We start from the raw sequence: 14,474 nt of genomic DNA, 5'->3' as shown, positions 1-14,474 counted from the left end.
AGCCAGCAAGATTTAGGGAAAACAAGGCGAATTTACGCACCAATAGCTGGCTATTGGAAGTGAATTTAACGCAGTTAGCGCTAAAACTGGCTGCTAGAACGGCATTAATTATCCGCAGCTCAGGTTAAATACATCGCATCTTCAAAAGCCATACTGGTTTACGTTATTTTGTCGAAATTCAATCTAGTGGAATGGTAAATCCCTTGACAGTAAAAGAGCAAGTTAGAAAGTGGGTTTGATATATAACAATCAAAGAAAACACTGACACCCTTAAAAAGAAAATAACAGTTAAAAACAGCAGCGATACCCATCGTTATTTTGACCTTAGAAAGTGCTAAATTACATAATAACTCACCTCCAACTTAGAGAAAAAAAGATGGAACTCAACAAAATATCAAATAAGGAATTGAAGTTGGCTCTTAAGGCCAGTGCGGCATTAGATATTGAAATCTCTGATGATGAGTATTTGCGCTGTTTTACTTATACCGAAAATTGGGCCTCTGGTATTGATATCGCGACTTACGAAAATGGGGGCGGCGACAATATTGTTGTTGTGATCAAAGACGAGTCGATCCTTATCAAGGGGTTCGATCATGAGTCGGAAGTTAGCCCTCATGCTCAAGAAGAGTACGGTATACGGCTTGGGATGTACGAGGGAGCGCCAACAGAGCTGTTGGAAGTACTGAATGACGAGGCTTTCGAAATAGAAGAGGTCACGTTTTGCATTTGGCGACTTGATAATGAAGCGACTTGGTCTCGGGGAGCTGTAGAGTTTAATAATGATGAAGATGACGGTTCGAGCTGGCTTCTGTCAGCTATTACTATCACTCCAAGCGCCTTTATTGAATATGTCGAAAACTATCATGACGGTGATTTCAACCAACTAACGCGAGAGAAAATACATGACGTATTTGCGGCGCAAATGTAGAGTATGTCAACTAAGCTGCTGAGGGTTTTTCTACGGCAGCAAATTCTCAAAAAATGTGATGTTAGTGGATAAGGAAAATTTAATGAGACGAGTTAAAGTCTATTATCAACACCGTGACGGTGGCACTGAGCTCATCAATTATGAAAAAGAATTACAATCTTATCGTGAGGCTTGGGATGTTATTGATCATTACCCTTGGGACAAAGAATTGGAATTGTTTGAGGCACTTGGGGAAGGTGGCGGGTTCTTTTTTATACTTGGCGATGAAGGCGGTAAGTGCGCCTCTTACCAATTGACACCAATAGAAAATAACAGCGGATTACTGACTTTGGATGTTGTGTCTAAGCCAGCTACTTTTGGACTATTTGGTGGTAAATCTGTTTCCGTCGATTTTGAGCTTGTCTCAATTCCAGAGGCTAAAAATCATATAAAAGCGCTATTTGAATGCTCAATTGACTCTTTCTATGAAAAGTATCGAAAGTAAATAAAATGGTTGTGTGAAAACATCCGGAAGAGGACGAATTGCAGTTTTACTTATTTTGAATCTGTTCCAACGATATAATTTGCAGTATAAAATAGACTACTGTGGGAAGTATCAACGGGAAATAAAAGGACGTATCAATGAATAGACTTGGCATACTATCTGGTTTGCTACTTTGTTGTAGCTATTCAATCGCTCAGCCCCAGCCGCAAGCAATCACAATTTACAATAACCCTTCTCAAGGTGTCCTCACTGAGAGTCGTGTATTTTCCTATCTGCAAAGCCAATTAACTCAGTTTGAGATTACACAGTCTGATGCCAGTGTTGATCGTGCGCTTAAAAATATTGCAGGTGGTGAAGGGGAGTGTGTTAGAAACTTAGTTGTGAATAAAGCGCGCAGTAAAACATTACTATTTTCTGAGCCGACCACTTACTTTTTAGGGCTACAAGTTTTTGCTGCACCTTCCGCGCAATTGTCTTCTGCACAAACCGAGCAAAACCTAGAAGCATTGTTAACGAGTCATCCCAAATGGTTGTTGGGCGTAGAAAAAGAGCGCTCATATGGTGATATTGCCGATGCCATGATACAGCAGACTCCACCAGATCAGCTCTACGTGAAAGAAGGCAGCGAAAACGAAGCACAAATGTATTCTATGTTGATGAGCAAGCGCTTTGAGTTGCTGCTTGAATATCCCTCGGTTATTACATACCACGCGAAAGACGCATCAGAAAAACCCGTACCAATTGCGATTAGTGGTTTTGCTCCATTTATTACTGGGCATATCGCTTGTCGGGATACACCCGTTACACGCGGGTTTTTAGCGGCGGTTAATTCTGTATTGGCGGGCTTGACGGTGGACGAGCGCTTTATTAATTGGCATCTCGAATTCATAGACAAGAGTTTACACGATACGTTTAAACAGCAGTTTAGCCAAGCTCAAAGCTCTCGGCTTTAAATAGAGACTTCCAATAACCTATCCGCCAGTGCATTTAGGTGTGAGCTGTCGCACTGAGTCGCTGCATAAGTCCGAATACCATATACAGACATAATGAAAAAACGCGCTCTCTTTGTGGCTTCATCTTCACTTAATGCTTCACTATCGGGCCAAACCATTAAAAATTGTTGCCTGATCAGTGATTCAAATTGGTGCAAGTTAGCGCTGAGTGCCGTTTGAATTTCCGCATCCTGCTCGCCAATTTCATTAAGCGTTTTGGTGAGCAAACACACTTTCTTTGACTCGTCGCCTAAACACTCACCGACAAGATCTTGTAAGAATCGCTCAAGTGCACAGCGAAGGCTGGTGCTGTTTTCGAACAGCTGTTGATAATGCACTCGTCGGTCTGCTTGATATTGATCTATGGCGGCTAATAGCAAACCTTTTTTATTTTTGAACGCACAGTAGATAGAACCCGGATGGAGTCCGGTGACTTCGGTCAGTTTGGGCATACTGGTTTTGTTGTAGCCATAAGTCATAAATGCTTGCATGGCATTTCTCAGTACGGTTTCTCTATCAAACTCTGCTGTTCTCATCGATTTCCTAGGTGCACCAAATGGGTTTAAACGCCGTCATTATACCAATACTTCACCCCTATTTTTGATAACAATGAAAAAAATGTAAAGGTTTAACTTGAATAATGATTCAAGAATCCATATCTTGAATGTATATTCAAATATGGAGAGACACGCATGCCACAGGTACTTTTTGAAAATGTTAAGCTAAATAACACGATATCACTCAATAATCGCATCTTGATGGCGCCATTGACGCGCTGTATGGCAGACGACGATTTAGTTCCTACCGATGACATGGTGAAGTACTACGCTAAGCGAGCCAAAGCAGGATTAATCATTAGTGAAGCGACGATTATTCGTCCTGATGGGCAAGGCTACCCGAATACACCAGGTTTGTTTACACAAGCACAAATTGCAGGGTGGAAAAAAGTAACCGATGCTGTACACGCTGAGGGGGGGAAAATGTTTGCGCAATTGTGGCACGTTGGGCGTGTTGCGCACCCGTACTTTTTTGACGGAGAAGTTTTAGCACCGTCGGCTATTGGAGTTGAGGGCACGGTTCCAAGAATGCGTGAACTCACCTATCAAATCCCTAAAGCGGTAACTCAGGAAGAAATCACACAACTTGTTGCCGATTATGCCCAAGCAGCAGCAAACGCGATTGAAGCAGGCTTTGATGGAGTGGAAATTCACGGTGCCAATGGTTATTTAATTGACCAGTTTTTACATCACGCCGCGAATCAGCGTACCGATGAGTATGGTCAAACACCAGAAAATATGAGCCGATTTGCTTTGGAGGTGACAGATGCTATCGCTGAGCGTATTGGTGCCGACAGAGTGGGTCTGAGAGTGTCACCGGGTGCTTACTTCAATATGGATGGCGACCAAAGAGACAGAGCGGTATTTGACTACCTACTTAAAGCGTTAAACAGTCGCAACTTAGCCTATCTGCATCTGGGCATTTTCGACGATGCAATGGAGTTTGATTATTTGGGCGGCAGTGCTTCAGCTTACTTACGCAGCATTTATAAAGGGACGTTAGTAGGTGTGGGGAGTTATACGGCTGAATCAGGTGCTGAGGCTATCCAAAATCAACAATTTGACTTATTAGCCATTGGTAGGCCGTTTATTGCTAATCCTGATTATGTGGAGAAGGTGCAAGCTGGTCAAGCCGTGAAAGAGTATGATGAGTCTATGCTTGCAACATTAGACTAAAACCAATCCATAAGTATGAATTTATAGCAATGCCAAACACTTAAGTTTGGCATTTTTTTGTACATTGCATAAGCTTAAAGCAGGCGTCAGTGGTAAAGCGAAAACTTTTGATGCAAAAGTTGTCATCTTTATCAATTAAGTTTGAGAGCAGTTAAGTGTTTAACCCTCAAGTATTTGCTAATTAATAATCAACTGGATTGTAGCTTATTTTTTAACATTGATAGGAATAAAGGAGTACTTTGGAGTTTATTTGTTCGCTAAGTGTGTAATAATATGCCAGCAATGCAGTTGTGAGTGCGTCGGACATGCAAGAAGATTTACTAAATTCCGTTATCAAAATAACAAAAACGAGAGACGTTGATTCTCTTGAATATAGCTTAGTATCTACTATTCAAGAGTTCATAGGCTGTAAAGAGGTCGCTGTCTATAAGGACTTGCTCGTTCCTGGAGAGATCGCGATAGAGAGAAGCCTGCTCTTAAGAAAACTCTCCGATAAGGAATTTGATTGGGAAGAGCGAAGCCTAGTTAAAGAGCCAGATAAGGAATTAATTTCTTGCTTGCAGTCGGCCTGTATCATTACGGTACAAGCGAAAGATGGCACTGAGCATCGTTGGGTGCCAATCAGCCTTCAGGAAAAGCCGGTTGGTGCAATAGCAGTTATCAGTACGGGCTTGTCGAGTGCAGATCAAGTACTACTTAATGCATTTTGCCGCATTTTTGAAAATTATCTCACCATTCTTCACGAAAACGAGCGTGATAAACTCACCGGACTACTGAACCGTCAAACCTTTGAAAAACGTTTAAAGCAACTGATTGAAAAGCAAGTTATCAAACAACACAAAACGGTATGGCATGGTGATGTGCGCTCGGTGCATAAAGGCGCAACCTCGTGGCTTGCTATCATGGATATCGATCACTTCAAAAAAGTCAACGATAACTATGGACATGTATGCGGAGATGAAGTTTTACTGTTATTAGCGCAGCGTATGCGTCAGTTTTTTCGATCCACAGACTTATTGTTTCGCTTCGGTGGCGAAGAATTTGTACTGGTCTTTGAGCCAACCGATTACGATTCGATAAAAGCTAAGATGGACGAGTTTATGGAGTTGGTACGAAATACTCACTTTCCATTCGTAAAAAAGCTCACCGTCAGTGTTGGAATGTCTCGCATTAGTCCATATGATTTCCCTATCACTGTGCTTGAAAATGCCGACAAAGCACTTTATTACGCAAAAGATAACGGTCGCGATATGCTTTGTTTTTACGAAGCGTTGCTGTCTGAGCATAAAATTGAAGCGCCGGAAGAGAGCTCTGATATAGATTTGTTCTAATACCAATTTGGTTTAATAAGGTGCTCAATTTGAGGGATTAAATCTGACGCTGGCTGTGTTAAAAATTTCTCATTTAGAACAAGTGAATGCAATGTAGTTAGCGCTAAAACTTTCTGCTAGAAAGGCATTAATTATACGAAACTCAGGTTAAATAGGTATAAAAGTGTTTCTGAGAAGCGGCGGTTGTTGATTTTCTACTCAAGCGCACTCGCAATAACTTCAATAACTACCGCTTATAGGAAGATTCCGATACACTTAATACAGCGTTAAACTGCATGGCAGACAACATGTTACACATCATCCAATCGAATCGAATGGAAATCTTGCAGGCACAACTCTGCACACTCATAAAATCGGCACCGCTCGCAAATCCTTTTGCAAAAGAAGTGGTGTTAGTACAATCTCCTGGTATGTCTGACTGGCTCAAACTAGGCATGAGTCAACACTTAGGGATAAGTGCACAAGTCGACTTTCCATTACCATCTAGCTTCATTTGGAAGCTATATCAAAATTTCATTGATGATGTTCCCAAGGAATCCGCTTTTAATAAAGGCAATATGACTTGGAAACTATTTACGCTATTACCCGGCTGCATTGATAAGCCTCAATATATTGCGCTTAAGCACTATTTAGGTGACGACCCTTCAGGAATTAAACTCTTTGCGTTGTGTGAAAAAATTGCCGACGTTTTTGACCAATATTTAATGTATCGCCCCCAGTGGATTGAGCTTTGGGATCAGGGCCAAGATACGCTGAACGATGTGGATGTTGAAGCCATCGCGCCTTGGCAGCCTGATCTCTGGCGTCGCTTAGTTAGCCATGTTGAAGCGCTTGAACAAAGTCCATATCACCGTGCCAACATGCACGATAAGTTACTGCAAGGGCTGGCCAATGCACCAAGGGGCAAGCTTCCCGAGCGGATCTGTATATTTGGATTGTCGGCAATATCAACCAGCCAACTTGATATTTTTCAAGCGCTTGGCCAAAAAACGAATGTATTTTTATTCTTTTTTAACCCTAGTGAACACTACTGGGGGGATTTAGTCGATGAGAAGACTCAAGCTAAAGTCGCCGCAAAATACGCCAAAATGCCAGAGCTCGAAGCGAAAGACGGCGAGTATTATTACGTTGGCAATCCACTACTCTCTTCATGGGGAAAGCTCGGGCGTGACTATTTTGAGCAATTATTGCAGCTTGATGCCAGTTGGATTGATGGATTTGATGACGCGTTTGATGACAGTCTGCTTGGTCAGGTTCAGCAAGAGATCTACCAGTTGGCATTTAAAGGAGAGTCGTTAACTGCTGATCCAAATTGGTTTGTTTCGCAGCAGGGCAAGTTACCCATTATGGCCGATGATACCAGTATCGTTTTTCAGGATTGCCATACGCCACTGCGTGAGGTCGAGCGGCTCCATGATTATTTACTCAATCAGTTTGAACAAAACCCTAGTCTGACGCCTAAAGACATTATCGTCATGATGCCTGATGTGGGCACCTATTCGCCATTTATTAAAGCTGTGTTTGACAGTAGTGAGGACAATCTGCGGATCCCCTATGCGATTTCTGATCTTGCAATTGAGCAAGAGCGGCCTATTTTAACGTCTTTTGTAACGTTGACAGACTTACCCAATAACCGTTTTTGCGTGTCGGATATTCTCGATTTGCTGGGCGTTGCGCCGATCGCCGAACAGTTTAACCTTGAAAGCCATGAGTTTGACTTAATTCGCTATTGGCTTGATCAGGTCAGTGTTAAATGGGGCCTAAACGACAGCCATAAAAGCGAATATGGCTTGCCAAAAATACCACTAAATACGTGGCAGCATGGACTCAACCGTTTGCTCTTAGGGGTTGCAACAAACGATGAACAGACGCCGTTCGCTTCCATTTATCCTGCTGATGAAGTCGAAGGTATGTCGGTGGCGGTACTTAACAAGCTTATCGGCTTTGTTGATGCGCTTATCTGGTTAAAACTACAACTCAGCAGCGAAAAGACCTTAACGAGTTTTGCAGCAATTCTACGTGAAGCCATGGCGCTATTTTACTCGTCAGAATCTGAACAGAGTTGGGATTTACTTAAGCTTGAGCAGATTATAGAGAATATCGAAAAACACCATGAAAATGGCGATATTCAAGCGCCAGTCTCAGCAAAAATATTAGCGTATTTGGTTAAGCAAGGCGTCAGAGAAAAAGGGGTTGGGCAGCGCTTTTTAGCCGGAGCGGTAAACTTTTGTACGCTGATGCCGATGCGTGCTATTCCATTTAAAGTGGTGTGTATGCTTGGTCTAAATGACGCGGACTATCCTCGTACCGTGCAGCCTATTGGTTTTGATTTAGTCGCACACTCCACGAGACGTAAAGGCGATCGCTCACGAAAACTAGACGACAGATACTTGTTCTTAGAAGCCTTACTCAGTGCTCGAGAAAACTTGTATATCAGTTATATTGGCCGCTCTTGTTTTAACAACGAAGCCCAAGTGCCATCCGTTTTAGTCAGCGAATTGACAGAATATTTAGATCGCAGCTTTTACTTCGAAGACATGCCAAAGCAGTCTTTAGTCACTCGATTAACTTCACAGCTGCCATTACAACCTTTTAATCCCGAACATTTTAAAGCGGGCTCACTACAGAGCTACAATCGTACTTGGCTTTGGCAGCATAGGACGGCGCATGCTGATGAGGTAAAACCGTTAGTACCAGTTTTAGACGCAGAAATTGAGTTTAGCGATTTGCTGCGAGGCGTTTGCGAGCCGCAAAAGTTATTTTATCAGCAAGCGCTGGGCATTAAACTCAAACCAATAGAAGCGTTAACACTTGATGAAGAGCCTTTCGCCTTAGATGCATTGGAGCGCTATCAATATTTAGATGAAGTGCTGGATGCTCAGCTACAACAACGGTCCTTAAATCTTGAACAGATTTTACAACGAGGCTCGCTGCCACAAGCGAACATCGGCAAACTACAGCTAGAGGGGCTGCTGACCCGCGTTGAGCCTATGGTTAAGGTACTAACGCCTTTGCTTAATGAAGCAAAGGAGCCTCTAGAGCTAAAACTTGGTATTGCAGAGCATTTGCTGGTTGGCTGGCTTGATTGTGTGTATGAAAACAGGCAAGTGTACTATCGCAGCGCCAGTATTAAAGCGAAAGATTTAATTAAAGGGTTTTTACATCACTGCGCGGCTTGCGTAATGGGGCATGAAGTCACGACTTATATTGTTGGGCTAGATCAAAGCGTGCACTTTACCGCTATTTCACAACCACAAGCTCAGCAATATTTGGAGCAGTGGCTGGCTTTTTATAAACAAGCGCTGAGCGAACCTGTGGCATTTTTCCCAAGTTCTAGCATGGAATACGCCAAGACACAGGATATTAAAAAGGCCGCATATAAATTTAAGCCGCAATATGTTGGTCGAGGAGAGGGAGAAGATCCCTATGTTCAACTATGCTTTAGCGATTTGTCAGCTCATGAAGCGCGTTTTTGCGCACTTAGCCTTACTTTGTTAACACCTATTCTTAATGCCGCTGAGGAGGTACGTCATGGAGATGCTTAACCCCATTACTATGCCTTTAAGTGGCCAAAACCTAATTGAAGCCAGTGCAGGCACGGGGAAAACTTACACCATCACCGGTTTATATCTGCGTTATTTACTAGGCTTGCGCACTTCTGATCAACAACATGAGCCGTTAAGCGTTGAACAAATCTTAGTGGTAACTTTCACAGAAGCGGCAACACAAGAGATCAAAGACCGAGTGAGAAAACGCATTATTCAAGCTCGAGACGTGCTACTAGGTGAAGTCTGTAAAGATGAACTGATCAATGCCATTTTGGCGCAAATTGAAGATAAAAAGCGCGCCTTTGATCTCCTTGATGCTGCCGCTAAGTCAATGGATGAGGCCGCGATATTCACCATTCATGGCTTTTGCCAAAGAATGCTGAAGCAACACGCTTTTGAGTCTAAGGTGGCATTTAACCTCGAATTTATTCTCGATGAGAGCGAGCTGATTGATGCCGCGATGGCAGATCATTGGCGACGTTTTGTCTACCCGCTAGACACAGAAAAAACACAGGCTGTGATAGAGCAATTTGCTACGCCTTATGCACTGGCGAAGCAAGTTAGACCGTTATTAGCAAGAGAAAATGCCGAAATTAAACCCTCTGTTTCCTTAGATGCAGTGTTTGCCGCACGTGAAAAATACCAAACATTAGCACTGTGGCTAAAGGCCGAAATAGTCAAAACTGACTACATCAATGTGTTGAAAAAATCGGGGCTGGCAGGCAATCGTGCACCAGGGCGAAAGGATAACCTTCAAGCTCTTGAGAATTATGTCAACAGTGAGCAGTGGTGGTTTGAGTTTGGTAGCAGCAATCACTCGTTTGGACTTTGGGGCAGTGAAAGCCTTGCTGATGTTGCTCAATATAAAAAGAATACAACGCCGCTGGAGCACGAACTTATTCGTCACTTTGATACCTTGGCAGAGCTCCACCAATTGGTCGGGAGTGGGCTTAAATTCGCGTTAGTGCAACAAGCGGTGACTGAGGTAAGAGCTTTGCTTCACGCCCACAAAGAAGAATATGGCTTGATCTCTCCCGACGATTTACTTAAGCAGCTGTATCAAGCGCTGATGGGCGATAGTGGTGAGCGCTTAGCCGAAAAAATCGCACTGCAATATCCGGTTGCTATGATAGATGAGTTTCAGGATACCGATCCCATACAATATGGGATCTTCAGCCGAGTTTACGCAAAGGAAAATACGGCATTAACCTTGATAGGCGACCCAAAACAAGCCATTTACGGCTTTCGCGGGGCGGATATTTTTACTTATATCGGTGCAAAGCAAGGAGTCGCGCAAGACAGGCAGTATACGCTTGCAACCAATTATCGCTCCGATAGTGACGTGGTTGCCGCAGTGAATACGATATTTACTCGTCACCCCAATAGTTTTATCTACAACAAAGATATCCCTTTCATTGAGGTGAGCGCGCAAGGTAAAGCCGAGGATGCGCAATTTACTATCGCGTCTAAAAAGTCGTCAGCTCTGCGCTTTAGTGTATTACCAAGTGAGGATGAAACGCTTAACAAAAGCGCCGCGCAAGCGCGGCTAAGCCAAGCATTCGCTGGTCGAGTTGCAGCGCTTATCGAGCAAGGGCGGTCGGGGGTTGCGAAGATTGGCGAAAACCCAGTTGTGCCAGCGGATATCTGTGTGTTAGTTCGCGACCGCATAGAAGCGAGCTTGATAAAACGAGCCTTAAATCAACTCGATATTGCCAGTGTGTACCTTGCCAGAGATAGTGTATTTAGGCAGCCGCTAGCAATCGCGTTGTATCAACTGCTTGATGTACTGCACGGGAGTTACGACGAAGCGGCGCTCAGAGGCGTGCTTGCGGGACCATTATTTTATTTAAACAACCAAGCACTGTACGACTTGCAGTTTAATGAACAGCAGTGGCAAGGTTATTTGCAGCTATTTAGTGAGTTAACACAGCTGTGGTATCGCTCTGGTGCAATGGCGATGCTGGAACACTTATTGATAACTTGTGAGCTGCCAGTGATTTGGCAGCAGCAGGGAATGGAAGTGGAGCGTTGGCTTACTGACTTCCGTCATTTGGCTGAGCTTTTACAGCATAAGCAATTAGAGCTTGATGGCACGGGTCGTGTGTTACGTTGGTTTTTATCGCAGCTAAATAATGCTCAGAGTGGCAGCAGCCAAATTCGCTTAGAGAGCGATGCCAATTTGGTGAAAATTGTGACCATGCACGCATCAAAAGGTTTGGAGTATCCGATTGTCTTTATGCCATTTGCACTTGGGTTTCGTGAGCCTGATACGTTAGTTTACCACCAAGGGGATAAGTTAGTTGTCGACCTTGAAGCCAGTGATGACGCGAAAGAAAAAGCAGAGCAAGAACGACTGGCTGAGGATATTCGCTTACTTTACGTTGCGTTGACGCGAGCGGTGCATTATTGCGAGCTTGGGCTTTACGACATTCAACAAGGGCGTAGTAAAAAGTCTGCACTGCACAAAACGGCCTTAGGATTTGCCTTGTTTGGCACGGAAACTTTCGACAGTGCCGAGGCTTGGCAAAGTGCCTTAAGCCAGTTATGTAAAGCACATGCGGCAATGGAATGTGTAAGATTAGATGAAATCACCACGCCACAGCAAGCGATAAACACCAGACTTGAAGACAAGCCTTTAGCTCTGTCTGCGAAAACCTTCAGCGGTCAGGTTGAACGACATTGGCGTACCACAAGCTTTAGCCAGCTAAGCTATCACACGCATCATGGTGATAAACCAACCGGGGCCGTGGACGAAAACCATTTACTGGACTTGCCTGAGCAGCGCCAAGAGCGGGAAAAAACCTCTTATACTTTTCCTAAGGGGGCTAAGCCGGGCAGCTGTTTGCACGAAATCTTTGAGCTTATAGATTTTACCGCGCCGCATTCCCCCAAAAACGAAGATAAGTATACCCTGACCGAAGCGGTCACTAAATCTTTGGATAAGTTCGGTATCGCGACTGAATGGCAAGAGACAGCTGAGCGTTGGATAACAAGCTGCTTGGCTGTATCTCTTGCGCCACATCCTCATTTACAACTTGGTGTGCTGCCACCGGACGACTGCATTGTTGAAATGGAGTTTTACTTGCCACTAAAACCACTCAGTGCGGTGAAGCTGAACAAGATCCTCAGTGACATTACTGGACAAAAGTCGTTTTTAAACTTTGATGATGTGACAGGCATGTTGAAAGGGTTTATTGATTTAATCTTCAAGTGGCAAGGACAGTTTTTTGTTCTCGATTACAAGTCCAACTACCTTGGCGATAGCCCAGAAGATTATCACTACGATAACCTCAATGCCGCGATGTCGTCTCATCAGTATCATTTACAGTATATGATTTATACCGTGGCACTTCACCGCTTGTTAAAGCAGCGCCTCGTGGACTATAACCCTGAGCAGCATTTAGGTGGAAACTACTATTTGTTCTTACGTGCATTACCGGACAATCAGGGGATTTTCTTCAATCAGTTAAGCGTAGAGCAGGTGTTAGAATTAGATGCATTATTTGAGGAGTCTGTATGAGTCAGTTAAGTATGGACTTTGAGGCATTCGATCATCATAGCTTTATAGCGTTATTGCTTGAACACAAACGAGTTGGTAAAGCCGATATCGCGTTAGCCAAGTTGTTGAATCAGCAAGGCTACGACGATTACTTCTATGTATTTTTACTATTATTAATCGCTCATGGACGTCAGCATAGTTGTTTAGAGTTAGACAGTATTAATTATCAGGATCCGTTTGAGCTCAGCTACGCGGTTGCGGATGAATCTGTAAAGTTGTCGCCATTTTCAAGCACAGGTATAGCCGTTGCTGCGCTCGCACAGCATCCTGCGATCGGTGAAGATAAGCCGCTTCGGCTATACGCTGATAAGCTCTACTTGGCGAGATTAGCAAATTATGAAGCAAGGCTTGCGGGACACTTTGAAATGTTGGCGAAAGCCGATGTAACGCTGGACGAAGCAAAACTGGGTGCACTGTTGGCATCGTTTTTTCCAGCCAGTGAAGAAGACATTGATTGGCAAAAAGTGGCTTGTACGCTTGCTATCATTAAGCGATTTTGTGTCATCACGGGCGGCCCCGGTACGGGAAAAACCACGACGGTCACAAAACTGCTTGCGATTTTACAATCGCTTTATAACAGTGCGCCGTTGACCATCAAGCTAGTGGCGCCAACCGGCAAAGCGGCTGCGAGGCTCAGTGAGTCAATTATTGGTGCGAAAGCGAGGTTAAACCTGCCGCCAGCGCTTGCCGACTTACTGCCGGAGCAGGCGCAAACTATTCATCGCTTATTAGGCGTTATTCCTAATAGCGTTCACTATCGTCACAATCAAGATAACCCGCTGCATGTTGATGTGCTGATTGTTGACGAAGCATCCATGGTGGACTTATCGCTTATGGCTAAGCTGGTGGATGCACTACCAAAACATGCACGGCTTATTTTGCTTGGCGATAAAGATCAGCTCGCATCGGTAGATACTGGTAACGTACTCAGCGACTTATGTGAAAACTTAGCGCTTGGGCAAGCACCACATTACAGTCAGGCACTGAAAGCAAAACTAGTTGAGTTGAGTAAACAAAACTTGCCTGAGTCGGGTGATACCAGCGCTGACTTTATGTTGGAAGATAATCTGGCGTTTTTACAAAAAAGTCACCGTTTTGACAGTCGAAGTGGGATTGGTCAGTTAGCATTTGCCGTAAATAGTAACAATAAGCGGCAATTAGACAGCGTGCTGGGGCAAGGTTATAGCGATATACATCATCATGAATTAAATAGTGAAACCTACAATGCCCTAATTGCCAGAGCGGCGGAGCAATACCAACGATACCTTCTTGCCATTCATCATGGTGAGAGTGAGGCCATCATTCATAGCGAGTTTGCCAGTTATCAATTGCTTGCGGCCGTGAGAGAAGGCCCTTACGGTGTGAACGAGTTAAATCGCAGAATAGAGCTTAAGCTTAGTCAAATGGGATTAGTGCAACCGACAGGACGGTTTTACGTTGGTATGCCCATTATGATCACCCAAAACGATTACCAGTTGAAACTGTTTAACGGTGATATCGGGATTATTTTACGCGATGAACAGGGTGAGCTACAGGCATCATTTATTGATGAACAGGGCTGCGTTAGGCGCTTTTATCCTGCAAGATTGCCGAGCTTTGATAGAGTATACGTGATGACGATCCACAAATCGCAAGGCTCTGAGTTTGCTTACACGGCAATGATACTACCACCCATTCAACGTGCGCAGCAGGGGATAAATCGCCAGCTTATTTATACTGGGATCACCCGAGCTAAACAGCAGTTTGAATTGGTGGCGCAATATAAAGTGATAGTGCAGGGTATGAATCGAAGTGTAAGTCGCAGTAGTGGTTTGCGAAGTCGGCTATCAAAATAATGAATTTTTTGTTAAAAACTTGTTTTATTTTGTGGTTTGGCTAAGGTTAAAGTGAGCTTGAAAG

General features: G+C 43.9%; 9 protein-coding genes. 8 read left to right on the top strand and 1 reads right to left on the bottom strand.

All coding sequences use genetic code 11. The features are described 5' to 3' along the window. Positions 1-412 precede the first annotated feature (412 nt). The 3 genes from MHN32_RS10980 (at position 413) to MHN32_RS10970 (ending at position 2,365) form a co-directional block, all read left to right on the top strand. On the top strand, positions 413-928 hold the full coding sequence (locus MHN32_RS10980; protein ID WP_239421721.1) for a hypothetical protein: 516 nt from the start codon (positions 413-415) through the stop codon (positions 926-928). 82 nt (positions 929-1,010) lie between these two features. Then, the gene (locus tag MHN32_RS10975; RefSeq protein WP_239421720.1) at positions 1,011-1,412 is read left to right on the top strand and encodes a hypothetical protein; all 402 of its coding nucleotides are present in this window, start codon (positions 1,011-1,013) and stop codon (positions 1,410-1,412) included. Between the two features lie 137 nt (positions 1,413-1,549). Further along, positions 1,550-2,365, top strand: a complete 816-nt coding sequence (locus tag MHN32_RS10970; protein WP_239421719.1) for a hypothetical protein — start codon at positions 1,550-1,552, stop codon at positions 2,363-2,365. Here the strand turns inward: MHN32_RS10970 and MHN32_RS10965 are convergent. Next, positions 2,362-2,940, bottom strand: a complete 579-nt coding sequence (locus MHN32_RS10965; RefSeq protein WP_010605113.1) for a TetR/AcrR family transcriptional regulator — start codon at positions 2,938-2,940, stop codon at positions 2,362-2,364. The two genes, MHN32_RS10970 and MHN32_RS10965, sit on opposite strands and share 4 nt — an antisense overlap. A 156-nt stretch (positions 2,941-3,096) precedes the next feature. Here MHN32_RS10965 and MHN32_RS10960 point away from each other — a divergent pair, with 156 nt between their 5' ends. The 5 genes from MHN32_RS10960 (at position 3,097) to recD (ending at position 14,410) form a co-directional block, all read left to right on the top strand. Then, positions 3,097-4,137 carry an alkene reductase gene (locus MHN32_RS10960; protein ID WP_211866460.1) on the top strand — a complete coding sequence of 347 codons (1,041 nt, stop codon included), beginning with the start codon at positions 3,097-3,099 and terminating at the stop codon, positions 4,135-4,137. Positions 4,138-4,442: 305 nt separating this feature from the next. Further along, positions 4,443-5,468, top strand: coding sequence for a GGDEF domain-containing protein (locus tag MHN32_RS10955; protein ID WP_010605111.1), 1,026 nt, complete (start codon positions 4,443-4,445; stop codon positions 5,466-5,468). A 287-nt stretch (positions 5,469-5,755) separates the two neighbouring features. Beyond that, a complete protein-coding gene (gene recC / locus MHN32_RS10950) occupies positions 5,756-9,013 on the top strand; it encodes an exodeoxyribonuclease V subunit gamma (protein WP_239421718.1) in 3,258 nt (1,085 codons plus the stop codon). Next, positions 9,000-12,536, top strand: coding sequence for an exodeoxyribonuclease V subunit beta (gene recB, locus MHN32_RS10945; RefSeq protein ID WP_239421717.1), 3,537 nt, complete (start codon positions 9,000-9,002; stop codon positions 12,534-12,536). Before recC ends, recB begins: the two co-directional genes overlap by 14 nt. Then, complete coding sequence (gene recD, locus MHN32_RS10940) at positions 12,533-14,410, top strand: exodeoxyribonuclease V subunit alpha (protein ID WP_211866454.1); 1,878 nt, start codon at positions 12,533-12,535, stop codon at positions 14,408-14,410. The genes recB and recD overlap by 4 nt, the downstream gene beginning before the upstream one ends. Positions 14,411-14,474: the final 64 nt, after the last annotated feature.

Origin of the sequence: Pseudoalteromonas sp. Of11M-6, assembly GCF_022347905.1 — a bacterium.
Taxonomy (GTDB): Bacteria; Pseudomonadota; Gammaproteobacteria; order Enterobacterales; family Alteromonadaceae; genus Pseudoalteromonas.
Note: the sequence above shows the minus strand (reverse complement) of the source record. Positions and strands in the feature narration are given on the sequence as shown.